The following is a 25164-nucleotide window of genomic DNA, read 5'->3' as shown; positions in this document are numbered from 1 at the left end:
GGTCGGGGGATGGACCGACGCGACGTACTGAAGCTTTCTGCCGCGGCAGGAGTGGCCGGTGTGACTACGCTGGCGCCTGTGGACTTCGCCGCTGCCGACACCCCCGGGGACGGGGATCTGACGAGGACCGTCACCGGGCATCTGCCCACCGGGGTGGCCGACTTCGTGTATCTGCCCGTCGAGGTGCCGCGCGGGGTGCGGCAGATCGCGGTCGGCTACACCTACGACCGGCCCGCCGTGCCCGCCGGGACGCTCGGGAACGCGTGCGACATCGGCATCTTCGACACCCACGGCACCGCGCTCGGCGGGCGGGGCTTCCGCGGCTGGTCGGGCGGGGCGCGCACGGAGTTCGCGATCAGCGCGGAGGAGGCGACGCCCGGGTACCTGGCCGGGCCCGTCACCGCGGGCACCTGGTACGTGGTCCTCGGGCCGTACACGGTGGCACCGCAGGGGCTGAACTACGAGGTCACAGTGACGCTCACGCGCGGCGAGCAGGGGCGCACCCCGAAGCCGGACTACCCGCCGGAGCAGATCGGCGGGCGCGGGCGCGGCTGGTACCGCGGCGACTGCCACCTGCACACCGTGCACTCCGACGGCAAGCGCACCCTGGAGGACCTCGCGGCGCTCGCCCGCGCCGCGAAGCTGGACTTCATCAACTCCAGCGACCACAACACCAGCTCGGCGCACCCGCACCTCGGCCCGCTCGCCGGTGACGACCTGCTCATCCTCACCGGCGAGGAGGTCACCACCCGCAACGGCCACTACCTGGCCATCGGCCTGGACGGCGGCACGTTCGTCGACTGGCGCTACCGTGCGCGCGACGACGCCTTCGACGGCTTCGCCCGGCAGATCCGCCGCGCGGGCGGCATCGTGGTGCCCGCGCACCCGTACGGCACGAGCCTGGCCAGCCAGTGGAAGTTCGGCTACGACGATGTCGACGCCATCGAGGTCTGGAACGGCCCCTGGACCAGCGACGACGAGGCCTCGCTGCTGACCTGGGACAACCTGCTGACCGGCGCCGCCCGCCGCGGTGACGGCCAGTGGATCCCGGCGATGGGCAACTCCGACGCGCACCGCGACCCCGACGTCGTCGGCCTGCCGCAGACCGTCGTGCACGCCGAGAGCCTCAGCCGCAAGGCGCTCCAGGACGGCATCCGGGCGGGCCGCTCGTGGATCGCCGAGAACGCCGACGTGCAGCTCGACCTCACCGCGTCCGGGCCGCGCGGCCAGCACGCGGGCATCGGCGAACGGCTCGCGGTCGGACCGCAGGACGCGGTGACGGTCGCCCTGACCGTCTCGGGCGTGCCCGCGGACGCGCTGCTGCGGCTGGTCTCCGACGAGGGCCAGGTCTTCGCGGCGCCGCTGCCCGCGTCCGGCACGGTGACGTGGCAGACCACCGCGTCGCTGGCCGCCTACGTCCGCGCGGAGGTCCGCCACCCGGCGCCGACCGGCACCCCCGCGGGCCTGCCCGGTCCGGCCGCGGCGATCACCAACCCGATCTGGCTCGGCCGGAAGTGACGCCCCGCCGGGCGCCGTTCCCCCCGCCCGCACGCGGGGGAAGGGCGCCCGGTCAGGACGCCGCGCAGGCCGACGCCCGCGGCCAGGAGATCCGCAGCTTCGACGGGGTGCCGGTCAGCCGCGTCGGGTCGCCGCCGGGCGCACCGACGGGCAGTGTCTCGACGTGGGCGCCGCCCATCGCCGCGTAGAAGGCCTGCGCGGAGGTGTTCTGCTCCAGCACCCACAGGTAGAGGGCCGGGGAGGTCGCGTGCCCGGACGCCTCGGCGGCGGCGCGGGCCAGCAGCGCCCGGCCCACGCCCGTACGCTGCCGGGCGGCCGTGACGTGCAGGTTGTCGACGAGGCTGCCCCACGCCGGGTCGTCGTCCAGGACGACATGGACGAAGCCGAGGAAGTCGCCGCTGCCGGTGTCCTCGGCGACGACCGTGCGGGTGCCCGCGGGCGCGGCGAGACGGCCGGACCACACGGCGAGCCGGTCGGCCACCACGTCGCCGTCCAGGTAGGAGTCGGAGTACGCCCCCCGGTAGTGGCGCCGCCAGCTGTCGGCGTGCAGCCGGGCCACCGCCTCCGCGTCGCCGGGTCCTGCGTAACGGAACTGCGGTGCCATGCCGCCCCCTTGTACGTACCGTGTGCGTGAGCCGCCCGCAGTCAACCGCAGCGCCGGGCGGGGCGGCCAGCCGTTTACCGCGCGGCGCGACCGGAATGCGCCGTTCCGCCCCTTCTGCCCGCCCCGCCCGAAAACCCCTCGCACGGCCGGGCCCCGGCTCGTACCGTCGGCCGGATGGGCATCCCCCGCGCACCCCGTGACCCCGGCGAGCCCCCTGACCCCGGCGAGCCCCCTGAACCTGGCGAGCCCCTTGAATCCGGCGATCCCTGCTACACGCATCCGCGACTCGCCGCCCTCTACGACGCGTTCGAGACCGGCCGCCGCGATCTGACCGCCTACCTGGACATGGCCGAGGAGTTCGGCGCCCGCCGGGTGCTGGACATCGGCTGCGGGACGGGCGTGTTCGCGCTGCTGCTCGCCGGGCGCGGAGCCGACGTCACGGGCGTGGACCCGGCCGGGGCGTCGCTGGACGTGGCGCGGGCCAAACCGGGCGCGCACCGGGTGCACTGGATCCACGGCGACGCCGCCGACGTACCGCCCGCGCCCGCCTTCGACCTCGCGACCATGACCGGCTACGTCGCCCAGGGCATCGTCGCGCCGGACGCCTGGGCGCGGACGCTGCGCGGCGCGCACGCGGCGCTGCGCCCCGGCGGGCGGCTGGTCTTCGAGACGCGCGACCCGGCGCGGCGCGCGTGGGAGGAGTGGACGCCCGAGCTGACCCGGCGGACGGAGCACGTCCCGGGGGTGGGGGCGGTCGAGTCGTGGCAGGAGCCGGTGGCCGTCGAGGCGGACCTGGTGAGCTTCCGGAGCACGTACGTCTTCGCCGCGGACGGCGCGGTGCTGACGTCGGACTCCACACTGCGCTTCCGGGGCCGCGACGAGGTGACCGCCGACCTGGCCGCGCACGGCTTCGCCACCGACGAGGTGCGGGGCGCGCCCGACCGGCCGGGCAGGGAGTTCGTCTTCGTGGCCCGGCGGCTCCGATGACCCGCCGGGCCGCGGCGGCCCGCCGCGGCCCGCGCGGCGGGCGCCCCCGGAGCACCCTCCCCGAAGTGGTGCCCCGGGGGCGGATCAGGAGGTGACGCGGACCGGGAGGAGGATCCGCCAGACGGCTTCCTCCAGGCCGTGCACCGCGGCGATCCAGCCCACGTTCTCCTCGTCCGTGCCGAGCCGCACGGCCTGGGCCAGTTCGCCGAGCACCTCGGCGAGGTCGCCGTGGTCCATGGCCGCCTCCAGACGCCCGCCCGCGGCCCCGTCGTCGTGGTAGCGGTGGTACGCGGCGGCGCCGCGCAGCACACCGACCGGCCGCCACTGCTGGGCCAGCCGCCACACCGGCTCACCCGCGACCCGCACCCCGTCGGCCTCGACGACCTGGGTGACGGAACGGTCGACCGACAGCGCGTGCCAGCCGTCGGTGCCGGTCAGGACGAGGTCGGGGGCGCAGCGCTCGACCGCGCGGGGCACGGCGTGGGTCGCGCCCGGGGCGGGCAGCACCAGCGGGATCGCGGCCATCCCCGCGTAGAGGCAGCCGAAGAACGCGCCGGCCAGGTCCGGGCCCTCGGGATAGACCAGCAGCACCTTGCTGCCGGGGCTGAGCGTCGCGCCCAGCCGGGCGGCCACCGAGCGGGCGCGGCGGTCGAGTTCGGCGAAGCTGACGTCCGCGGTGCCGGAGCCGCCCGCCGCGAGGCTGCCGGGGCGGCCGCCGGGCGGGGCCGCGAAGGGCAGGACGGGGACGAGCGTGGGGTGCCGTTCCGCGCGCAGCCGCAGCATCGGGCCGGGGAGGCCGCCCAGGACGCGGCGCGTACCGCCGCCCCCGCCGCCCTGGCGGGTTCGCCGCGGCCTGCTGTGCCTGCCGCCGCTCACCGCGGCGCTCTCCCGCGCCGCGAAGGCCGGGTGTCCGGTCCCGACGTCACCGGCCGCGCGTCCCGCGGACCGGTACGCCTCCTCCAGGGGTCCGTACGCCCGCCCGGCGGGCTCGTACGCGCGCCCCGCGGGCTCGTACACCCGCCCCGCGGGCCCGTCGTCGTGCCCCGCGGGCTCGTACGCGCCGACCCTGCGGTCCGGGAAGCGGAGGACGCCGGGCATTGCGGTGTCCGACTCCGCCCCGTACGAACCTCTCGCGCGCTCCGCACACTTCGCACACATTGCGGCTCAACTACCCGTCTCGGTGCAGAAAGCCCCACGGCACGAACCATCCCCACACACCACAGCCTCCGCATTCGCACAGACGGAATCTCATATTCGGCACAACTTGCGCCGTCCGGCCGGTTAGGAACCCGCATGGGGTGACCCGGGAGCTTCCGACACGGCAAACTGGCACGGACGGTGCCGAACCACCGGCTCCGCTAGGAGAGCGGCGCGGACAACTGTTCCGTCCGGCGATGAATGATTGATATACGCGTGGGAGAGCCACCCGGCCCGGGGCATCCGCCCGGCCGATCGGCTCGCGGCGGCTTTGGGGGCCATGGATGGGAAGCGCGTCGGAACCGTGCGACGGCCTGCGGTTCGCGGTCCTCGGGCCGGTACGCGCCTGGCGCGGCGGCGAGCAGATCAACACCGGTGCGCCGCAGCAGCGCGCGCTGCTCGCGGTGCTGCTGCTGCGCGGCGGGCGCACCGCCACCGCGGCCGAGCTGCTCGACGCCCTGTGGGGCGACGCACCCCCCAACACCGCGCTGGCCGCGCTGCGTTCGTACGCCTTCCGGCTGCGCAAGGCGCTCGGTTCGCAGACGCTCGTCACCGACTCGGGCGGCTACGCCATCCGCATCCCCGTCGACGCGCTCGACGCCACCGTGGTCGAGCAGTTGGCGGGCGAGGCGGAGAAGATACGCCAGTCCGACCCGGCCGGGGCCCGCGAACTCCTGGTCAGCGCCCTGGACATGTGGAGCGGCGAACCGCTCGCCGGGCTGCCGGGGCCGTACGCCGAGACGCAGCGGGTGCGGCTCGCCGAGTGGCACCTCGGCCTCGTCGAGGTGCGCCTCGAACTGGACCTGGAACTGGGCGCACACGCCGAGGCCGTCTCCGAACTCACCGCCGTCACCGTCGAACACCCGCTGCGCGAGCGGCTGCGCGCCCTGCTCATGCTCGCCCTCTACCGCAGCGGGCGGCAGGCCGAAGCCCTCGGCGTCTACGCGGACACCCGCCGGCTGCTCGCCGACGAGCTGGGCATCGACCCCTCGCCCGAACTGACCGACCTCCACCAGCGCATCCTGGAGGCCGACGCCGGCCTCGCCCCGCCGCAGGGCACGTCCGTCCCCGGCGCCCCGGAGATCCTGCGGCCCGCGCAACTGCCCGCCACCGTGCCCGACTTCACCGGGCGCTCCGCCTTCGTCCGCGAACTGGGCGAGCAGTTGGCGAGCGCCTCCACGGACGGCGGCGTCATGGCGGTCTCGGCGGTCGCGGGCATCGGCGGTGTCGGCAAGACCACGCTGGCCGTCCAGGTCGCGCACGACGCCCGGGACAACTTCCCCGACGGCCAGCTCTACGTCGACCTCCAGGGCACCAGCGCGGCGCCCTCCGAACCCGAGGCGGTGCTCGGCTCCTTCCTGCGCTCGCTCGGCCTGCCCGACGCGTCGATCCCCGACTCGCTCGCCGACCGCGCCGCCCTCTACCGCTCCACGCTCTCCGGCCGCCGCGTCCTGGCCCTGCTCGACAACGCCTACGACGCCGCCCAGATCCGGCAGTTGCTGCCCGGCACCCCCGGCTGCGCCGCCCTCGTCACCAGCCGGGTGCGGATGGTGGATCTGGAGGGCGCGCACCTGGTCGACCTCGACGTGATGTCGCCCGAGGAATCGCTGCTGCTGTTCACCCGTATCGTCGGCGAGGAGCGGGCCGGCAGCGAGCGGCAGGCCAGCCTCGACGTCGTCGCCGCGTGCGGCTTCCTGCCGCTGGCGATCCGCATCGCCGCCGCACGTCTGGCCGCCCGCCGCACCTGGACGGTGTCGGTGCTCGCCGCCAAGCTCGCCGACCACCGGCGGCGGCTGGACGAACTGCGGGCCGGCGACCTCGCCGTCAAGGCCACCTTCGACCTCGGCTACGACCACCTCTCCGCCGCCCAGGCCCGCGCCTTCCGGCTGCTGTCGCTGCCCGAGGGCCCCGACATCTCGCTCGACGCCGCGGCCGCCGTCCTCGACCTCGACCGCTACCGGGCCGAGGAACTCCTCGAAGCCCTCGTCGACATCAGCCTCATCGAATCCGCCGCGCCCGCCCGCTACCGCTTCCACGACCTGCTGCGGCTCTACGCCCGCGAGCGCGCCGAGTCCGACGAGAGCTCCGAGGAACGCTGCGCGGCACTCTCCCGGCTGCTCGACTTCTACCTCGGCTCGACGGCCTCGGCGTACGCGCTGGAGAACCCCGGCGACCGGGTCCTGGACCACCTGGCGCCGACCCGCCACCCCGGGCTCGCCTTCACCGCCCGCGAGGAGTCGCTGAACTGGCTCTTCACCGAGGCCCAGGGGGTGATGGCCGCCGTCCAGCAGGCCGCGGAAGGCGGCTGCGGCGGCTTCCTGCGGCGCGCCGCCGACCTGCTGCTGGCCGCACAGGAACTGGTGGAGTCCGGCTTCTACGTCCGGCAGTACGAGCAGGCCGCCCGCGCGCTCATCAAGGCCGCCCAGGACTGCGGCGAGGCGCTGGCGGAAGGGCGGGCCCGGTTCTGGCTGAGCAGCCTGCTGCGCTTCGGAGGACGCTTCGAGGAGGCGGAGGAGGAGTCCAAGCGGTCCCTCATCCTCGGGCTGTCCGCCGAGGACCCGGTGGCGTGCGGCTACGCCGCCAACCTACGCGGCATCCTCGCGCTGCGCGGGCTGCGCTTCGCCGAGAGCACGGACTACCTCAAGAACGCGCTGGAGGCCTTCCGGGCCGACGACAACCGGCACGGCGAGGCCGCAGCGCTCAGCAACCTCGCCCGCGCGCAGGGCGAGCTGGGCGAGACGGAGGCGGCGCTGGCCGCCGCCGAACGCGTGGTGGCGATCTACCGGGACATGGGCGCCGGCTTCCGGCTCGGCAATGGGCTCTACTCGATGGGCGTCACCCTCACCTCGACCGGCGCGTACGACCAGGCACTCGGCTGCCTCACGGAGGCGCTGGAGATCTTCCGGACGGTGCGGCAGCGGCTGTGGGAGGGGCTGACCCTGTACCGGCTGGGCCGGCTCCACCTGGCCGCCGGGAGCTACCGGCAGTCGGCCTCGCACGTCGAACAGGCGCTGGCCGTCATGCGCGACATCGGCGGCGAGTGGCGCACGGCCAACGCGCTGACCGTCCTCGGCGAAGCCCTCACGGGCATGGGCCAGCCGGTCCGCGCGCACGCCTGCTGGCACGACGCCCTCGCCACGTACACCGCCCTCGGCTCGCCGGAGGCGGAGCAGGTGCGACGGCTGCTGGACGGGCTCGCGGCGGGGGCGGCGGACGAGCCGGGAGCGGCCGCGGGGTCGGCCGCGGCGGTCTGAGGACGGACCCGGGCCCCCGCGTTCAGCGGACGGTCAGCCGCGCGTCCGGACGGTGCCCGGTGCGCCGGGTACCGTCCGCGGCCGACGGCGCCTGACATGCGCCTCCGGCCGCCCGGCGGGCTCCCGATTCACCCAACTGGCGGCGTTTATCAGTTGATTATCGGCGGCTGCCAGGATTCCATCACTGCACGAGCTGCCCGTCCGGCGGTGTACGGGGGTCGCTGCCGGGCGGGCGTCACGTCAGTAGTCCCCAAGCAGGACACACACAGGAGAGCACCATGAGCGCTGAGCAGCCGAAGACCCCGGTGACCGACGACGTCACCGCGCCCGACAACATCTACAACGAGGCCACGCCGGAGAAGTCCGCCGCCCCGGCCGCGCCGACCACCGGCGACTCCGGCACGGTCAAGCCGAACAACTCCCACGCCGAGGGCACCAAGGCCTGAGACCTGCCGTCCGGGCACGGCGGTGCCCGGAGGGGGACGGGAGATCGGGGGATCTCCCAGGGGGGAGACCCGAGGGCTGGGGAGCCCGAGGGGCATCAGGGGGAAGCACCACCACGGGGAAGACCACGGGGGGAACGCCCGGGAGGGGGAAGCGTCCACGGTTCAGGGGACCACGGACGCTCGCCCCGGGCGAGGGGGCAGGCCGGCCACAGCGCGGAGGGGACGCTGCGGCCGGCCTGCCCCGTTTTTGCGCGCCGGGTGCGCCGCCGGATACGGGCGGGTGCTTCCGGGGCGGAGGGCGGGGGTTCGGGGCGCTCGGGGGTTCGGGGTGCGTGCGTGCCTGTGGGGCGGTTGGGGCTCGCGTGGCGTCTGGGCTGCGGGCGGCGTAACCTCGGGCGCGAGGGGGCTGAGTACGCACAAGAGGCGGTGCCTCGGATGCTCCGCAACATCTCCGGCTCGCTTCTCGCGCTCATCGGAGCGGTGCTCGCCGTCTGGAGCCCCTTCCGTATCTGGTACGGCGGGCGCCTCGGGTCCCGGATCCGGGTCGACGGTCTCTTCACCGGGGCCGGTGTCACCCCGGACGACGCGGCCCTGCTCGGCTCCCTCTTCCTCCCCATGGCCTTCGCGGCCCTGCTCGCCCTGCTGGGGGTGCTCGCGCACTCCCGGCTCGCGGTGGGTGCGGCGGGAGTGCTGGTGCTGGGCGTGACGGTGCTGTGGATGGTCCGGCAGGGCATGTCCGCCGGGTCGCTCACCGCCGGGGGCGACGGCATGGACGTCGGCGTGGCCGCCGCGTTCGGCGCGGGGACGCTGCTGCTGCTCGCGACCGCGGCTCTGCCGACCGGGGCCGGGACCCGTGCCCGTCCTGAGGCGGGCGATGGATCCGCCGCCGCCGAGCCGTCGCCTCCGCCCGTACCGCCTCCACCCGCGCCTCCTCCCCCGCCGCCGTACGCGCCGGGGGTGCCGGAGGCGGAGTCCGGGACGCAGGCCGTGCCCTGGGCGCCGGGGATGCCGCCCGGACCGCCGGTGGACGGCGACACCCTCACGCTGCCGCCGCCCGGCTGGCCCCTGGACCCGGATCCGGGTCCGGGTCCGGGCCCCGACCCGCGACCGCGCTAGCGCCGGGCCCCGGGGCGCGCAGGCCGCAGGACCCGCAGGCCCCGCAGGCCCCGCAGGCTCCAGGACAGGCGGCGGGCCCCGGGACAGGCGGGGCTCAGGAGCGGCGGGCCGCCGCCCCCGTGCCCTTGGCCGCGTCCAGCGCGTAGACGCAGCGGTCGCGCGAGCTGGCGTAGACCACACCGTCCGCGCTCACCGGGGAGCCGGTGATCTCGCCGCCGGTCTCCAGCCGCCAGCGCAGCTGGCCGCCCTGCGCGTCCACCGTGTACAGGCAGTGGTCGGTGGACCCGAAGTGCACCCGGCCGTCGGCCACCGCGGGCGAGCCGACGATGTCGCCCTGTGCGGCGAACCGCCACCGCGGGGTGCCCCCGGCGGCCTCCAGCGTGTAGAGCGCGCTGCCCGCGCCCAGGTGCACCGCGCCCGCGGCCACGACGACCGGCTCCACCGACTGCCGGGGCTCGGTGGCCACCCGCCAGCGCTGCCGCCCGTCGGCCGGGTCGAGCGCGTAGACCGTGCCGAGGTGGTCGACGACGTAGACGCCTCCGCCGGAGGCTCCCGGGCCCGGTACGTGCGCGGGCGGTGCGAGCATCACGGCCGGCGCGTCGAAGTGCCAGCGCTCCGCGCCGCTGCGGGCGTCCAGGGCCAGTACCCGGGTGCCCGCGGTCAGATAGACGGTCCCTTCCGCGACCACCGGCAGGGTCGGCACCGCGCCGCCGGGACCCCAGGGGCCCACCGGGCACGACCACATGGCGGCGCCGGTCAGCGCGTCCACCGCGTGCAACTGCCCGCCGCCCCGGTAGAACACGGCCCGGCCGACGACCGTCGGGCCCGACTCGGGCGTCTCGGCCTCGGCCTGCGCCCCGCCGCGCTCCCACCGCAGGATGCCGCGGGCGGCGTCCCAGGCCTGGACCCCGCCGCCGCGCGTCCCGGTCACCAGCGTGCCCGCGTCGGCGCGCACGGTGTAGACCCAGCCCTCGACGGGCGTACGCCACCGGTCGGAGCCGTCCTTCGCGTCCAGCGCGAACAGGCTCGGGCCGTCCGAGGCGTGGATCCGCCCGCCGTCCACGGCCATCGTCCAGGCGACGTCCCTGGTCTTGAACTCCCGCCGCCCGGTGGCCACGTCCAGCGCGTGCACCTCGAACGACGTGACGTACAGCAGCCCCTCGGACACCACGGGGGTGCCCCACACGTCGTTCGACATGCGGAAGCGCCACGGGCGCCACTCCGCGGGCGCGGCCGCCGCGGTCTGCCCCTGCGGCGCGGACACGGCAGGGGGCGCCGGATCGCCCACACGGTGCGCGCCGCCCCTGCGGCGCACCCACTCCGTACCGGGTGCGGCGCCGGTCGCCGCCTTGTGCTCGGCGGCTTCCGCGACCCGCAGGCCGGGCCCGATCGGCGCCGAACCGGCGAGCTGCACGGGCTCGGCCGGGCGGTCCCGGCTGTGCCGCCCGTGGTGCTCCTCGGCCTGTGCCTGCGCGGGCACCGGCGGCGGCTGCGGCGGGCGCGGCGGCAGCCCGGGATCGACCGGCACCTGCGGCCCGGAGACCGGGGCCGGGCGCGCGGGCTGGTGCGGCCGCCCGCCGTTGACCGGGTGCCCGCCGAGGCGGCGCTGCTCTATCAGCGCGACCGCGCCCGCGGGCAGCCAGGCGGAGGCCGTGCCGGTGTTGTCGTCGTTGCCGGTCGAGAACAGGTGCGGGGCCAGCTGGGCCTGGAGGTCGGCCGGGGTGGGCCGGGCCTCGGCCTCCATCCGCATGCAGGACTCGATGAGCGGGCGCAGCTCGTCCGGCAGCCCGGTCAGGTCGGGGCCCTCGCGCAGCAGCATGAAGACGGTCTCGACCGGGTTGGCGCCGTGGAAGGGGGCGTGCCCGGTGGCGGCGAAGACCAGGGTGGAGCCGAGCGAGAAGATGTCGCTCGCGCCGCGTACGCTGCGGGAGTCGCGGGCCTGCTCGGGCGACATGTAGGCGGGGGTGCCGACGGCGACGTTGGTCATCGTCAGCCGGGTGTTGGACACCCCGGAGGCGATGCCGAAGTCGATGACCCGCGGGCCGTCCTCGACCACCAGCACGTTGGACGGTTTCATGTCGCGGTGCACCAGGCCGGCGGCGTGGATCGACTGCAGGGCCTCGGCGATCCCGGCGGCGAGCCAGCGCACCGCCTGGGCGGGCATCGGCCCGGCCTCGTTGACGATCTCCTCCAGCGACGGCGCGGGCACGTACGCGGTGGCGAGCCACGGCACGGCCGCGCGCGGGTCGGCGTCGACCACGGCCGCGGTGTAGAAGCCGGAGACGGCTCGGGCGGCCTCGACCTCACGGGTGAAGCGGACCCGGAAGAGCTGGTCCTCGGCCAGTTCCGCGCGCACGGTCTTGATCGCCACCCGGCGGCCGGAGGCCGAGCGGGCGAGATAGACCAGCCCCATGCCGCCGGCGCCGAGCCGTCCGAGCACCTCGAAAGGGCCGATCCGTCTCGGGTCGTGCTGCGTCAGCTGCTCCATCACTGCCCTTGCCACCTCCCCGTACCCGCGTTGTTGCGGCCGTACTCCGCGTTCGTACGTCCTCGCCCTCCGCGGCCCGTTCCCCCGCGCCCACGCCAGGGTACGGACCTGATTCTTCCTGGGAAGGGCGTCCGTTGCGAACCCGGGGCCGCCACGACACGCCCGCGGAGCGAACTCGTTATCATCCGCCATCCGGGGCACCGCGCGCACCGCAACACACCGGCGACCGCCCGCCGTCCGTCAACTCCCCGCTATGGAACCCGTCTTGCGCTCCCGGTCGATGATCGTGAAGGGCGTCCCCCGGTCGTCCGTGACGAAGGCGACCCGGCCCTCGGGCGAGTCCTGCGGCTCCCTCGGCACGGTGCCCCCGAGCGCGCGCACGGTCTGCGCCGCCGCGTCGCAGTCGGCCACCGCGAAGTAGACCCGGAAGCCCTCGGGCACCTCGTCCGGCGTGTCCGCGCCGAGGGCCAGCCGCCCGCCGAACTTCCGCTCCGGGTCGGACGCCGACGACCACACCGCGTAGTCGAAGTGCTGCCCGTCCCCGACCTGCTCGGCCCGGTAGCCGAACACCGCCGCGTAGAAGCGGTCGACCGCGGCGGGCTCACGCGTCCACGTCTCCGCCCAGCAGAAGGAGCCGGGCACCTCCGTGACGCCGAAGCCCTGGAGGCCGCCGGGCTGCCACACCCCGAAGAGGGCGCCCGCCGGATCCGCGGCGCCGGCCATCACCCCGGCCTCCCCCGCGCCGTCGGGCCCGAAGAGCAGCCGTCCGCCCGCCTCCGCGATGCGGGCGGCGGCCGCCTTCGCGTCCGGCGACGCCAGATACACCGTCCACGCGGAGGGCATGGCGGGATCGGGCCGGGGCATCAGCCCCGCGGCCGGCTTCCCGTCTTGCAGGGCGAGGGTGTAGTGGCCGAAATCCTCCCCCTGGTCGTCGAACTCCCAGCCGAACAGCTCCCCGTAGAAGCGCCTCCCGGCCGCGAGATCCGGCAGCGCCGCGTCGGCCCAGCAGGGCGCCCCCTCGTCGAATGCGGACATCGTCCCGTCCCCTTTTCTTCCGTTCCTGCCGTCCCGTCGGCATCCTCGCCCGACACCAGTGATCTTGCCCACACGAACGCGTCACAATTCGAACATATGGTCAATTCTTCCCGGGCCACCCACCCAGTCGCACCATATCGGGACAAAAATGGACACCGAAAGCGCCTCCGGAAGCCGCGAACGCGTTCCGCTTAGGCTCTGGAAACCCCCATTGACCTGCGTCTTCCGTATCACCAGACTCCCCCTCCCCATTTGCACGCCGCCAGATCGCGCGCGGACCGCCCGCCGGTAAACTGACGGCATGACAGGACAAGTTCGCACCGTCGACGGACGTGTCGCGGGTCGCCGAGGGCAGGCGACGCGGCAGAAGCTGCTCGACTGCCTGAGCGAGATGCTCAGCACGTCGCCGTACCGGGACGTCAAGGTGATCGACGTCGCACGGATGGCCGGAACGTCACCGGCCACCTTCTACCAGTACTTCCCCGACGTCGAGGGCGCCGTCCTGGAGCTCGCCGACGAGATGGCGAAGGAAGGCGCGGGCCTGACCGACCTGGTCGCGGGCCGCTCGTGGGTCGGCAAGTCGGGCGCGCAGGCGGCCGACGAACTGGTCGACGGCTTCCTGGCCTTCTGGCGGAAGAACGACGCGATCCTCCGGGTCATCGATCTCGGTGCGGCGGAAGGGGATAAACGTTTCTCCAAAATCCGCACCAAGGTCCTGAACTCGGTGACCGGCTCGCTCACCGACTCCATCAAGGAGCTCCAGGGCAAGGGCCGGGTCGACAAGGACGTCAGCGCTCCCGCCATCGCCGGCTCGCTGGTCACGATGCTCGCCGGGGTCGCCGCCCACCAGAAGGGCTTCACCGGCTCGGGCGTCAAGCAGGCCGACCTCAAGCCGAACCTGGCACTGCTGGTCCACCTCGGGGTGACCGGCAAGAAGCCGCCCAAGTAGACCAGGGCGCCTCCCGGCGGGCCCCTGGTCCCGCCGAGCCCCGGCAGGAAGCAGCACAGGCGGCAGGAGAGCCGGGCACCTCCCGGCGGCGCACGGCCCGCACCGCGGCCCGGCGCGGCGGAGGCCCGCGGTCCGGCGGGCCCGCCCGCACGCCGAAGGAGCCGGCCGCCATGCCGCACCGCACGCTGCCGGCCCTCGTGTCCACCGCGCTGCTGTGCGGGGTGGCCCTGCTGTGGCCGGTGCACCACGCCGCCGCCCCGCCCGGCCGGGCGTGGACGGCGCAGGCCGCCGTGCGCTTCTGGACGCCCGAGCGGATGGCCGACTCGATGCCGGCGGCAGGACACGACCGGCTGCCGCCCGCCGTGCGCGCCGCCGCGGGCCCCGCGGCGGCCGAACCCGTGGACACGGCCGTCTACTTCGGCGGGCTGCCCACCGTGGGCGTCCTCTTCTCGGTCGGCGACGACCTGACGGCGCACCGCTGCACGGCGAGTGTCGTGCACAGCCCCGGCCGCGACCTCATCCTCACCGCCGCGCACTGCCGGCCGGGCGCGGACATCGGCTTCGTCCCCGACTACCGCGCGGGCGCCGCCCGGCAGCCCTACGGGATCTGGGCGGTGGACGAGGTCTTCACCGACCCGCGCTGGAAGCCGGACGACGACGCGGCCTCCGACCTCGACGTCGCCTTCGCCCGCGTGCTGCCCGGACCGCGGGGGCAGCACATCGAGGACGTCACCGGGGCCGACCGGCTGGCCCGCACCCCCGGCTACCGCACCCGCGTCACCGTCGTCGGCTACCCGAGCCGCGCGGGCGACCCGCACGACCTGCCGGTGATCTGCACGACCAGCAGCGAGCGCCTCGACCGGCGGCGCCAACTGCGCATCCTGTGCGACGGCTTCGCGGGCGGCACCTCCGGCGGCCCCTGGCTGCTCGGCTGGGACCCCCGCACCCGCACCGGCAACGTGGTCGGCCTGATCGGCGGGCTGGACGGCGGCGGCCCCAACGACCGCATCTCCTACAGCCCCTTCTTCGGCGACGCCGTCCTCTCCCTCTACCGCGCCGCCACCCGCTCCTGACACCCCGCAGCCTTTCCCTCCCCCTCCCCTGACGCTCCGCTACCGCCCCGCGGCCGCATACGCAAGGAGGCGACGGCCCGCGGGGCGGCACCCGTTACGCTCACGTCGCACCCAGTAGGCCGCAGCAGCGCAGGAGTTCCGCATGTCCGCACCCACCCCACCCCCCACGCCAGCGGGCCAGGCCGCGACGCCGGACGCCATCGTGATCGGGGCGGGCCCCGGCGGTCTGGCCGCGGCCGCGGCCCTGCGGCAGCGCGGCGTCCGCCCGCTGGTGCTGGAGCGCTCCGAACGGCTCGGCGCCTCCTGGCGCGGCCATTACGACCGCCTGCACCTGCACACCACCCGAAGACTCTCCGCCCTGCCGGGACTGGCGATACCCCGGGCGTACGGCCGCTGGGTGGGCCGCGACGACGTCGTGCGCTACCTGGAGCGGTACGCCGAACACCACGCGCTCGACATCGCGACCGGCATCACCGTGGACCGCGTCGAGCGCGGCGCCGAGGGCTGGGACCTGCCCGCCACGGGCGGCCGGGTGCTGGGCTCGCCGGTGGTCGTGGTCGCCACCGGCCACAACCACACGCCGTACGTCCCCGACTGGCCGGGCCGCGACACCTTCCCCGGCGAGCTGCTGCACGCCTCCGGCTACCGCAACGCCGGGCCGTACGCCGGTCGCGACGTGCTGGTCGTCGGCATCGGCAACACCGGCGCGGAGATCGCCGTCGATCTCGTCGAGGGCGGCGCCGCCCGGGTACGGCTCGCGGTGCGCACCCCGCCGCACATCATGCGCCGCTCGACGGCGGGGTGGCCCGCCCAGGCCAGCGGGATCCTGGTACGGCGCCTGCCACCGCGGCTGGTGGACAAGGTGGCCCCGCGCGTGGAGCGGATGAGCGTGCCCGACCTGTCGCGGTACGGGCTGCCGCGCCCGGCGGAGGGCCTGTACGCGCGGGTGCTCGACGGCGCGATCCCGGTGCAGGACGTCGGGCTGATCGACGCGGTGCGGGCGGGGCGGGTCGAGATCGTGGCCGCCGTCGAGCGCTTCGAGGACGGCGGGATCGCGCTCGCCGACGGCTCGCACGTGACGCCCGACGCGGTGGTCGCGGCGACCGGCTACCGGCGCGGGCTGGAGCCGCTGGTCGGCCACCTCGGGGTGCTGGACGGGCGGGGGCGGCCGGTGGTGCACGGGGCGCGGCAGCCGCAGGGCGCGCCGGGCCTGTTCTTCACGGGCTTCACCAACCCCATCAGCGGGATGTTCCGGGAGATGGCGATCGACGCCCGCAAGATCGCCCGCGCGGCGGCCCGGCTGCTCGTCTCGCTTCCTGACTGACGGATCCGGCGGACGGGCTGGGCGGACTGGGGGGACTGGGGGGACTGGGCGGGCGGCTCGGGCGGACCGCCCGCCCGGACGGTCAGGAGCGACTGGGCGGGCGGCCCGGTGCCGCCGCCCGTGCGTGAGCTGCGGCGCCACAGAAATCGTTCACCCGTTCGAGTGATCGTGGACGGATCGGGAACGGGCCGCGCACGGCTGTCCGTTCACACTGCGACAGCCACCGCGGCCGGAGCGGCGACCGGGGCGCGGCGGACCACCAGCGACATCAGCGCGGCCAGCGCGCACAGCGCACCGGAGGTGTACCAGACGGGATCGTACGAACCGAACGCATCGCGGGCCACACCGCCGAGATAGGCGACCAGCGCGGCGCCGACCTGATGGGCGGCCAGCACCCATCCGAAGACGATCGCGCTGTCCTCGCCGAAGTGCTCGCGGCACAGGGTGATCGTCGGCGGGACGGTGGCCACCCAGTCCAGGCCGTAGAAGACGATGAACAGCACCATCGGCGGATGGACGCTGTCGGCGAGCAGCATGGGGAGGAACATGAGGGAGATCCCGCGCAGGCCGTAGTAGACGGCCAGCAGGCGGCGCGGCGACATGCGGTCGGTGAACCATCCGGAGGCCACCGTGCCGACGATGTCGAAGGCGCCGATCACGGCGAGCAGTGACGCCGCCGCGGTCACGGGCATGCCGTGGTCGTGCGCGGCCGGCACGAAGTGCGTTTTGACCAGCCCGTTGGTGGACGCCCCGCAGATCGCGAACGCGCCCGCGAGCAGCCAGAAGGTTCTGGTGCCCGAGGCCTGGCGCAGTGCGCGCAGCGCACGGCCGGCGGCACCGGTGACCGGCGGCGGCTTGGGGACGAAGTCCGCGGCACCGTACGGGGCGAGGCCGACGTCGGCGGGGTGGTCGCGCAGCAGCAGCCAGACGAAGGGGACCACGGCGACCGCGGCGCAGGCGACCGCCGCGGATGCGGGCCGCCAGCCGTGGTTCTCGGTGATCCAGGACAGCAGCGGCAGGAAGACCAGCTGCCCCGCCGCCCCCGCAGCGGTGAGGACGCCGGTGACCAGGCCGCGGCGGGCGACGAACCACCGGTTGGTCACGGTAGCGGCGAAGGCCAGTGCCATCGAGCCGCTGCCGAGGCCGACCAGGACGCCCCAGCACAGCACGAGTTGCCACACCTGCGTCATGGAGACCGTCAGCGCCGCGCCGAGCGCGATGGTCAGCAGGGCGCAGACGACCACCTTGCGGATGCCGAAGCGGTCCATGAGCGCGGCGGCGAAGGGGGCGGTCAGTCCGTAGAGCGCGAGGTTGACCGAGACGGCCAGCCCGATCATCCCGCGCGACCAGCCGAATTCGGAGTGCAGTGGGTCGATCAGCAGACCCGGGAGGGAGGCGAACGCGGCGGCGCCGATGAGGGTGAGGAAGGTGACGGCGGCGACGGCCCAGGCACGGTGCGGGCGCGGTCGACGGCCGGGAGCGGCGGCTCCGCCGCCGGTGGCGGGGGCGGTTGCGGGGGCGGTTGCGGGGGTTGTCTGCGTCACCGGGCCAGTCTCCGGCGGCCCGTACCGGGCAGCGAGTGGCCCGATGGCCATCATGTGCAAGGATCGGGCCATGAGCCGAGCCGAGGACATGGCCAGGGACGTGGCCGAGGACGCGACCGACCGCGCGACCGCCGACAGGGCCGGGAACGGGACCGGGCACAGAACCGGAGGCGGGGCGGGACACGACCGTGCCGGCGTGTTCCGCCACCCCGGGCGGCACCGGGTCGCGGTGTTCGCGCTGGACGGCGTGATCCCGTTCGAACTGGGCGTCCCGCACCGGATCTTCGGCGCCGCCCGCAGCGCCGAAGGCGTGCCGTACTACGAGACGGTGACGTGCGGTCTCGCGCCGGGGCCGGTGCGGACGGACGCCGACTTCCCCATCGTGGTCGCGCACGGCACGGAGGCGCTGGCGCAGGCCGACACCGTCGTGGTGCCCGCTTCGCACGAGGTGGGTCCGGCCTACGAGGACGGGGTGCTGAGCGCCCCGCTGGCCGGGGCCGTCGCGGCGATCCGGCAGGGCGCGCGCGTGGTGTCGATCTGCACCGGCTCGTACCTGCTGGCGGCCGCGGGGCTGCTGGACGGACGGCGGGCCACCACGCACTGGATGCACGCCGAGCACTTCCAGCGGCTCTACCCGCGGGTCACGGTGGATCCCGACGTGCTCTACGTGGACGACGGGGACGTGCTGACGTCGGCCGGGGTGGCCTCGGGCATCGACCTGTGCCTGCACATCGTGCGGCGCGACTGCGGCGCGGCGGTCGCGAACGACGTCGCGCGCCGCACCGTGGTGCCGCCGCACCGCGAGGGCGGGCAGGCGCAGTTCATCCGCAGGCCATTGCCCGAGCCGCAGCTCGCGAGCACCGAGCGGGCTCGGGCGTGGGCCCTGGACCGGCTCGACCAGCCGCTCACGCTGCGGCAGTTGGCCGAGCGGGAGGCGATGAGCGTGCGCACCTTCACCCGGCGCTTCCGGGAGGAGGTGGGCATGAGCGCGGGCCGCTGGCTGACGCAGCAGCGGGTCGAACTGGCCCGGCAGCTTCTGGAGTCGACCGACCTGAGCGTGGACCGGATCGCCGACAGGGCGGGCTTCGGCACCGCCGCCTCGATGCGGCAGCACCTCCAGCTCACGCTGGGCGTGTCGCCCACCGCGTACCGCCGCGCCTTCCAGCCGGCCGCGCCGCCGCGCTGAGCCGCGGCCGCGGCCGGTCCGGGAAGCCGGGACCGGACGGCTGGACGGCCGGGCGGCCGGGCGCCGGGGTCAGCTCAGGGCGGCCGCGTGCAGGACCCGGTCGCCGAGGCCGACCCGGGCCGGGCAGCCGTCGGTGTCGCCCGCCCCGCGGTCGACCTCGCACCAGATCTGCTTGCCCGCGCCCTCCGGCTGCCAGCCCCACCGGTCGGCGAGGCCGTCGACGAGCTCCAGGCCGCGGCCGCCGGTGTCGTCCTTGCGGGCGTGCCGCGGGGCGGGCGGGGTGTCGCTGGAGTCGGCGACCTCGACGCGCACCGGGGCCGCGGGCGCGGAGGAGAAGAGCATCCGCAGGACGGCGGGGCAGCCGGTGTGCACGACGGCGTTGGTGACGAGTTCGGAGATGAGCAGGATCAGCGTCTCGGCCACCGGCTCGTCGGCACCTATGCCCGACCTGACCAGCCGCGACCTCGCCCAGCGGCGCGCCCGCCCCACTTCCGCGGGGTCGACGCCCAGCTCCAGTTGCACCTGCAGCATCTGCACGTTCACACCATCCGAACCGGCGGACACCGGACTTCATGCTTCCACGGAATCACCGTGCGTGATCCCGGCCCTCCATAGCATGATTGACCGTCAGTCACCCCAACAAGCGCTTCCGTCATATTCCAGCGCAACGGAGCACGCGTGCTGCATACTGTGCCCCGCAGTGCGCCGGTCGGCGCACCGGTCGGCCGACCAGGGCTCACCCCCACCCGGCGGAGCCGGGCGGCAGTCCGGGACCAGGGACGTACGCGCACCCGATGGAGCGTACCCGAGGCGGCAGCCGACTCCACGGTGTAACAAGTCACGCATCGGACACAACTCCGAGCGGACGCTCCGTTATCGGACGTCGCGGGCAGCGGGCAGGGCTTTCTCAGGCGCTCAGCGGCTGGGCGGAGTCGTCGGTCGCGGCGGCCAGGTCGGGGTAGACCTCGAACAGCCGGCGCACGCCGAGTGCCGCGAGCACCCGGTTGACGTGCGCGCCGTCGTCGGCGGCCGGGCCGCCGGCGGGCAGCACGATGCGCAGCCGCCCGGCGCACGACCGCATCAGCCGCCGGGCGCCGATCAGCACGCCCACGCCGCTGGAGTCGCAGAAGCGCACGCCGGTCAGGTCGAGGACCACGTTGCGACGCCCGTCCGCGACCGCGTCGTGCACCTGCTGGCGTACCGCGGGGGACGAGACCAGGTCCATCTCGCCCGTGACCGTCATCACCGCCCAGCCGTCGTGTTCGGCCCGGGTCACCAGCACAGGGGCGCACCTCTCCGCGCGGCCGGCGGGGCCGGCCTCACTGCCGGCCGCACCGCGGGTGCCGGCTTCGGTATCGGATTCGTCATCACAAGGACCCTATGCCCGTTCACAGCCGTAACCCTGCAATCTTCCGGTCACACCCGCATAACAGACCGACAGAAGCGATCACATGAAGGGCCAGCTTGGTGCAAAGGGACGCATGCCACAGCACCCGACGGGTACGGTCGGGAGGAGCGGCCACCTGGGCCGGTACGGCGGCTGCGACGCAGGGGCGAGGCGAAAAGGGGGCGGCAGATGGCGACACCCGCACCACCGCGCTGGGACCGCAAGATGCGGCAGCGGCTGGCGCGCGGCGAGGAGGCCGCGCTGGGCGAGCTCTACGACCGCTACGCCTCCATGGTGCACAACCTCGCCTACCGGGTGCTCGACGACGACGACGCGGCCGACCAGATCACCCGTGAGGTCTTCGGCTACGTCTGGGAGAATCCGGACGACTTCGACCCCAAGCACGGCTCGCTGCGCTCGTGGCTCGCCGCCCTCACCCAGCGCCAGTCCGTGCACCGGCTGCGGCAGTACGCCAGCCGCGGCCACTCCACCTCCGACGAGGTCGAGGCGCGCGTCCGCGAGGCCAACACCGCCGCCCGCGCCGACTTCATCGTGACCTCCATGCCCGCCCCGCTGCGTGACGCGCTCGAACTCGCCTACCGGCGGCGGCTGGACTACCGCGACGCCGCCGCCGGACTCGGGGTGAGCGCCGACGAGTCGCGGCGCCGGCTGCGGCTGGGCCTGCAACTGCTGTCCACCGCCATGGAGCCCGGCGACGCCCGGCAGACCCGCCTCCCCGAGGCGCCCGGCACCCGCGACGCGCCCGGTGTGCCCGCGCCGGACCACCGGGGGCAGCCGTGAGCGGCGCGGCCTACAGCAACGGCGGCGGCCCGCACGGCGGCGGCGAGGGCGACGGCCTGCCCCGCGTGCCGCAGCAGCGCGACCAGCAGGGCGCCGCGCGCCCCCTGCCGCAGCCGCCCGGCCCGTACGACGCGTACGGGCCCGAACCGGAGCCGGAGTCGCGGCTGCCCCTGTACGACCACGGCACCCTCAAGTCGCTGCTCGGCGCCTGGGCGCTCACCGCGTGCTCGCGCGACGAGGCGCTCGCGGTCGAGGTGCACCTCACCGACTGCGCCGCGTGCGCGGAGGAGGCGCTGCGGCTGCGGGACGCGGTCGGCCTGCTGCACCACGAGGAGCCGCTCGATCTGGACCCGCTCCTGCGGGCCCGGGTGCTGGAGGGCTGCCTGGGCCGCCGTCCGGCCCGTATCCCGGTGCCCGAGTGGGCCGGACCGTACGACGCCGAGGCGGCCCGGCTGGACGCGCTGCTGCGCGACCTGGGCGAGACGTCCTGGCAGGAGCCGGTGGCGCTGCGCTGGTACGACAACGGACCGGTCACCAGGAAGGCCACCGTGGGCGAGGTCATCGCCCATCTGACGTCGGTGGACGGCCTCGTCGCGGTCGCCCTCGACCTGTCGGACGCGCGCCTGCCGGACGGGGCGAACGCCGAGGGCGCCGACGGAACGGAGGGCGGCGAGGGCGCGGAGCTGCCGCTCGACGCGGTCGGCCGCACCGAGGCGCTGTGGGCGGCGCAGCGGGCTGCGGCCGCCGAGAGCCCCGGCGCGCACGCCGCCCGGTCGGCCGCGCTGCGCGACACCTGGCGGGAGCAGAGCCACACCCTGCTGCGCACGGTGTCCTTCGCGGGTGCCGGGGCCGCCGGGATAGCCGTCGACTTCGGGTCGTGCACGATGCCCTTGCAGGACGCCTTCGTGGACCGGGCCTTCGAGTGCTGGATCCACGCCGCGGACATCGCCGAGGCGGTGGCGTACCCGTACGACCCTCCGGCGCCGCGCAACCTGAACCGGATCATCGACCTGGCCGCGCGGATGCTGCCGGGCGCGCTGGCCGCCCGGCGGCGGCAGGGGCTCGCGGCCTCCCAGGCGCGGCTGGCCGACGCGGGCGCGCCGGGGCGCTCGCTGCTGCTGCAGATCGACGGCGCGGGCGGCGGCCGGTGGTGCCTGCCGCTGGACTCGCCGGGCGCGGTCGCCTCGCGGGACCACGCCGTCGCCGAGGTGGCGATGGACGGGGTCGAGTTCTGCCAGCTCGCGGCGGGCCATCTGGACCCGGAGCGGATCGCGATCGGGCTGCACGGCGACCGCGAGGTCGTCCGGGACGTGCTCTACGCGGCGGCGTCGCTCTCCCGGCTCTGACCGGCCCGCGGGCCGACCCGACCGGTTCCAGGACAGGACCGGCCGGTCCGGGCGGGGCGCCCCGGTCTCAGGCGAAGACCACCGTGCGGCTGCCGTTGAGCAGCACCCGGCGCTCGCTGTGCCACTTCACGGCGCGGGCCAGCGCCTGGCACTCCACGTCCCGCCCCAGGGCGACCAGCTGCTCCGGGGTGACCGCGTGGCCCACCCGCTCGACCTCCTGCTCGATGATCGGGCCCTCGTCGAGGTCGGCCGTCACATAGTGCGCGGTCGCACCGATCAGCTTCACCCCGCGGTCGTGCGCCTGGTGATACGGCTTGGCGCCCTTGAAGCTCGGCAGGAACGAGTGGTGGATGTTGATGATCTTTCCCGACAGCTCCCGGCACAAACCGTCCGAGAGCACCTGCATGTAGCGGGCCAGGACGACCAGCTCGACGCCTTGCTCACGCACCAGTTCCAGGACCCGCGCCTCGGCCTCCGCCTTGGTCTCGCGGGTGACCGGGATGTGGTGGAAGGGCACCCCGTAGGAGCCCGCGAGCTCGCGGAAGTCGGTGTGGTTGGAGACCACGGCGGCGATCTCCACCGGCAGCGCGCCGATGCTCGCCCGGAACAGCAGGTCGTTGAGGCAGTGCCCGAACTTGCTGACCATGAGGACGACACGCATGCGCTCGGCGGCCGGGTGGATCTGCCAGTCCATGTGGTAGGCGCCGGCGATCGCGGCGAAGCTGGCGCGCAGCTTCTCCAGGTCGACGGGCGGCTCGGCGGAGAAGCTCACCCGCATGAAGAACAGACCGGTCCCGCGGTCGCCGAACTGCTGGCTGTCCACGATGTTGCAGCCGGTCATGAACAGGTAACTGGACACGGCGTGCACGATGCCCTGCTTGTCCGGGCAGGACAGGGTCAGGACGTACTGCGGGTCGGCGGGCTGCCGGGGCGGCTGATCGGTCACCCGGTCAGCCTCGCACACCGGGCCGTCGGCGCGCCGCTGTGTCCGTCACGCGGACCTGGTGTAAATGGCGAGCACTTCCAGCGAGCGCGGCGCGATGTCCGGATCCTCCCCGTCCGCACGGGCCATGAGGACGTGCGCGTCCCGTGCCGCGCGGACCGCGTCGGGCCATCCGGCGTGCTCCAGGTAGGCGGTCACGGGCGCGTCCGCGCCCACCTGGTGCAGGATCTTCAGCACCCGCAGCACCGCGACGTCGACCAGCGCCGCCTCCTGTGCGTCGCGGAATATGGTGCCGACGTACTTGTCGGCCGACCAGTTGTCGAGCCAGGTGTCCTCGACCAGCCGGTAGACGGCGTCGGTGACGTCCCCGTAGCCCGGACGGCCGGCCTGCCACACCTCGCGCTGGAAGACCGGATCGCTGATCATGTGCAGCGCCGAGCGCACGTTGCTGCGCCAGCGCCACCACGGCATGTCGTTGACAGGCATGCCTCCCATCGTGGAGGAGACACGGCCGCGGCGGGAAGACTTCTCGGAACCTTGCACGGCCGGTCATCGTACGCAATCGAACTGCGCCACCTGTAATTCACCTGAAAGTGACCGCCCGTTTGGGCGCGATCACCCTGACGTTGGGCGCGGACCACCATCTTCCGTAACCATGACCGAACGGCGCATACGCAGGGTTCGCCACGTTGTCGTCCCGCTGCTGGCCACAAGTGCGCTGCTCAGCGGCTGCGGCGTGCTCCCCGGGAACTCGGGGGGCTCGACGGGTCCCGTCGTGGTGATGACATGGGCACCACAGGGCACGAAGGCCACGAACATGCCGGGCATGGTGGCCATGGCCCAGGCGTACGAGAAGTACGTCAACGACAACGGCGGGCTGAACGGCCGCAGGCTCAAGGTGCTCACGTGCAACGAGCGCAACGACGCCGTCGCCGTGTCCGACTGCGTGCAGCAGGCCGCGGCCGCGCACGCGGTCGCCGTCGTCGGCTCCTACAGCGAACAGGGCCGGGCCTTCACCACCGCGCTCGCCTCGACCGACATCCCGTACATCGGCGGTTACGGCATCACGCAGGACGAGTACCTCAGCCCGCTGTCGTACCCGGTCAACGGCGGGCTGCCGGCGCTGCTCGCCGGCAGCGGCGAGCAACTGGCCGAGACCTGCAAGAAGGTGGCGCTGGTGCGCCCCGACTCGATCACCGGCGACCAGTTCCCGATCTTCCTCGACCAGGGTCTGAAGTCCGGCGGCCACGCGCCCGCGCGCGACCTGCTCGCCAAGGACGACGCCTCGGAGTATTCCGGGGTCGCCGAGCAGGCGGTGGGCGACAACAAGGCGAGCGGCTGCGTGTCGGCGGTGCTCGGCGACCACACCAGCACCTTCTTCGACTCGCTGCGCCGGCTGGGCGACGACAGGCCCAAAGTGCGTTTGTCGTCGGTCATCGGCAGTGTGCAGCAGTCCCTGGTGAACGCCACCGGCGGTGCGAACAGCCCGCTGGAGAACGCCCTCGTCACGGACTGGTACCCGCCGGCGTCCGACCCGAAGTGGGCGGAGATGAAGTCGGTCGTCGACAAGTACGCCTTCTCCGACGACCGCATCGACGTCGCCGACCCCGGCGTGCAGACCACCTGGATCGCCTACACCGCCTTCACCAAGGTGGTCAGGGCGATGGACACGGGCACCGCGGTGACCTCGACGAGCGTCGAGCGGGCCTTCGACCGCACCACGGGGCTCTCCACCGGCGGGCTCACCCCCGACCTCGGCTGGACCGAGAACGACCTGCTCAACCTGCCCGACCACGTCCGGCTGAGCAACGCGAAGGTCACCTACCAGGTGATCACCGGCGGCAAGCTGGTGCAGCAGAAGCCCGGATTCGTGGACATGGCGCCGACGCTGCGGACGGCGGCCGCCCTCGGCTGACGCCCCCGCGGGCTCGGTCCGGCCCGCCCGGGGCGCGGGCCGCACCGGCAA

Annotated in this window: 21 protein-coding genes; 12 read left to right on the top strand and 9 right to left on the bottom strand. The window is 74.6% G+C overall.

Going from position 1 to position 25164, the window contains the following annotated elements:
* The first annotated feature begins 9 nt into the window (after positions 1–9).
* The gene (locus tag ACH4PY_RS07210; protein WP_398176865.1) at positions 10–1518 is read left to right on the top strand and encodes a CehA/McbA family metallohydrolase; all 1509 of its coding nucleotides are present in this window, start codon (positions 10–12) and stop codon (positions 1516–1518) included.
* A gap of 52 nt (positions 1519–1570) precedes the next feature.
* Here the strand turns inward: ACH4PY_RS07210 and ACH4PY_RS07205 are convergent, their stop codons facing one another.
* Positions 1571–2122, bottom strand: a complete 552-nt coding sequence (locus ACH4PY_RS07205; RefSeq protein WP_398176863.1) for a GNAT family N-acetyltransferase — start codon at positions 2120–2122, stop codon at positions 1571–1573.
* Positions 2123–2296: 174 nt separating this feature from the next.
* Here ACH4PY_RS07205 and ACH4PY_RS07200 point away from each other — a divergent pair, with 174 nt between their 5' ends.
* A complete protein-coding gene (locus ACH4PY_RS07200) occupies positions 2297–3109 on the top strand; it encodes a class I SAM-dependent methyltransferase (RefSeq protein ID WP_398176861.1) in 813 nt (270 codons plus the stop codon).
* 84 nt (positions 3110–3193) lie between these two features.
* Here ACH4PY_RS07200 and ACH4PY_RS07195 read toward each other — a convergent pair whose 3' ends face one another.
* Positions 3194–4207, bottom strand: a complete 1014-nt coding sequence (locus ACH4PY_RS07195; RefSeq protein ID WP_398176859.1) for an AMP-binding protein — start codon at positions 4205–4207, stop codon at positions 3194–3196.
* Positions 4208–4590: 383 nt separating this feature from the next.
* Between ACH4PY_RS07195 and ACH4PY_RS07190 the strand changes: the two genes are divergently transcribed.
* From ACH4PY_RS07190 to ACH4PY_RS07180, 3 genes are all read left to right on the top strand, one after another.
* Entirely contained in the window at positions 4591–7560 is a 2970-nt protein-coding gene (locus ACH4PY_RS07190; protein WP_398176857.1) for a BTAD domain-containing putative transcriptional regulator, read from the top strand.
* A 278-nt stretch (positions 7561–7838) separates the two neighbouring features.
* Positions 7839–8006 (top strand): hypothetical protein, encoded by a 168-nt coding sequence (locus tag ACH4PY_RS07185; RefSeq protein WP_398176855.1) that lies wholly within the window; start codon positions 7839–7841, stop codon positions 8004–8006.
* A gap of 435 nt (positions 8007–8441) precedes the next feature.
* Positions 8442–9122 carry a hypothetical protein gene (locus ACH4PY_RS07180; protein ID WP_398176853.1) on the top strand — a complete coding sequence of 227 codons (681 nt, stop codon included), beginning with the start codon at positions 8442–8444 and terminating at the stop codon, positions 9120–9122.
* Positions 9123–9216: 94 nt separating this feature from the next.
* Here ACH4PY_RS07180 and ACH4PY_RS07175 read toward each other — a convergent pair whose 3' ends face one another.
* Together ACH4PY_RS07175 and ACH4PY_RS07170 are read right to left on the bottom strand one after the other, a co-directional pair.
* Positions 9217–11610, bottom strand: coding sequence for a PQQ-binding-like beta-propeller repeat protein (locus ACH4PY_RS07175; protein ID WP_398176851.1), 2394 nt, complete (start codon positions 11608–11610; stop codon positions 9217–9219).
* Positions 11611–11850: 240 nt separating this feature from the next.
* Positions 11851–12645: a VOC family protein gene (locus tag ACH4PY_RS07170; protein WP_398176849.1), complete on the bottom strand. Its 795-nt coding sequence runs from the start codon at positions 12643–12645 to the stop codon at positions 11851–11853.
* 301 nt (positions 12646–12946) lie between these two features.
* Here ACH4PY_RS07170 and ACH4PY_RS07165 point away from each other — a divergent pair, with 301 nt between their 5' ends.
* From ACH4PY_RS07165 to ACH4PY_RS07155, 3 genes are all read left to right on the top strand, one after another.
* Entirely contained in the window at positions 12947–13594 is a 648-nt protein-coding gene (locus ACH4PY_RS07165) for a TetR/AcrR family transcriptional regulator (protein WP_398176847.1), read from the top strand.
* Between the two features lie 170 nt (positions 13595–13764).
* Positions 13765–14667: a trypsin-like serine peptidase gene (locus ACH4PY_RS07160; protein ID WP_398176845.1), complete on the top strand. Its 903-nt coding sequence runs from the start codon at positions 13765–13767 to the stop codon at positions 14665–14667.
* A 142-nt stretch (positions 14668–14809) separates the two neighbouring features.
* On the top strand, positions 14810–15991 hold the full coding sequence (locus ACH4PY_RS07155; protein WP_398176843.1) for a flavin-containing monooxygenase: 1182 nt from the start codon (positions 14810–14812) through the stop codon (positions 15989–15991).
* Between the two features lie 206 nt (positions 15992–16197).
* Here ACH4PY_RS07155 and ACH4PY_RS07150 read toward each other — a convergent pair whose 3' ends face one another.
* Positions 16198–17535: an MFS transporter gene (locus tag ACH4PY_RS07150; protein ID WP_398176840.1), complete on the bottom strand. Its 1338-nt coding sequence runs from the start codon at positions 17533–17535 to the stop codon at positions 16198–16200.
* A gap of 70 nt (positions 17536–17605) precedes the next feature.
* On the opposite strand from ACH4PY_RS07150, the gene ACH4PY_RS07145 reads away from it, so the two are divergent.
* Positions 17606–18721, top strand: a complete 1116-nt coding sequence (locus ACH4PY_RS07145) for a GlxA family transcriptional regulator (RefSeq protein ID WP_398176838.1) — start codon at positions 17606–17608, stop codon at positions 18719–18721.
* Positions 18722–18790: 69 nt separating this feature from the next.
* On the opposite strand, the gene ACH4PY_RS07140 is transcribed toward ACH4PY_RS07145, so the two are convergent.
* Together ACH4PY_RS07140 and ACH4PY_RS07135 are read right to left on the bottom strand one after the other, a co-directional pair.
* The gene (locus ACH4PY_RS07140; protein ID WP_398176836.1) at positions 18791–19258 is read right to left on the bottom strand and encodes an ATP-binding protein; all 468 of its coding nucleotides are present in this window, start codon (positions 19256–19258) and stop codon (positions 18791–18793) included.
* Positions 19259–19628: 370 nt separating this feature from the next.
* Positions 19629–19997, bottom strand: coding sequence for an STAS domain-containing protein (locus ACH4PY_RS07135; protein WP_398177614.1), 369 nt, complete (start codon positions 19995–19997; stop codon positions 19629–19631).
* A gap of 300 nt (positions 19998–20297) precedes the next feature.
* On the opposite strand from ACH4PY_RS07135, the gene ACH4PY_RS07130 reads away from it, so the two are divergent.
* Positions 20298–20909 carry a sigma-70 family RNA polymerase sigma factor gene (locus ACH4PY_RS07130; RefSeq protein ID WP_398176834.1) on the top strand — a complete coding sequence of 204 codons (612 nt, stop codon included), beginning with the start codon at positions 20298–20300 and terminating at the stop codon, positions 20907–20909.
* The gene (locus ACH4PY_RS07125) at positions 20906–22255 is read left to right on the top strand and encodes a maleylpyruvate isomerase N-terminal domain-containing protein (protein ID WP_398176832.1); all 1350 of its coding nucleotides are present in this window, start codon (positions 20906–20908) and stop codon (positions 22253–22255) included. Before ACH4PY_RS07130 ends, ACH4PY_RS07125 begins: the two co-directional genes overlap by 4 nt.
* 67 nt (positions 22256–22322) lie before the next feature.
* On the opposite strand, the gene purU is transcribed toward ACH4PY_RS07125, so the two are convergent.
* Positions 22323–23201 (bottom strand): formyltetrahydrofolate deformylase, encoded by an 879-nt coding sequence (gene purU, locus ACH4PY_RS07120; RefSeq protein WP_398176830.1) that lies wholly within the window; start codon positions 23199–23201, stop codon positions 22323–22325.
* 45 nt (positions 23202–23246) lie between these two features.
* On the bottom strand, positions 23247–23693 hold the full coding sequence (locus ACH4PY_RS07115) for a hypothetical protein (RefSeq protein ID WP_398176828.1): 447 nt from the start codon (positions 23691–23693) through the stop codon (positions 23247–23249).
* Between the two features lie 286 nt (positions 23694–23979).
* Between ACH4PY_RS07115 and ACH4PY_RS07110 the strand changes: the two genes are divergently transcribed.
* The gene (locus ACH4PY_RS07110) at positions 23980–25113 is read left to right on the top strand and encodes an ABC transporter substrate-binding protein (RefSeq protein WP_398176826.1); all 1134 of its coding nucleotides are present in this window, start codon (positions 23980–23982) and stop codon (positions 25111–25113) included.
* Positions 25114–25164 lie beyond the last annotated feature (51 nt).

It is taken from the genome of Streptomyces sp. NPDC021224 (genome assembly GCF_044332905.1).
Classification (GTDB): domain Bacteria; phylum Actinomycetota; class Actinomycetes; order Streptomycetales; family Streptomycetaceae; genus Actinacidiphila.
The sequence above is the reverse complement of the archived record's forward strand: the minus strand, read 5'-3'. Positions and strand labels throughout refer to the sequence as shown.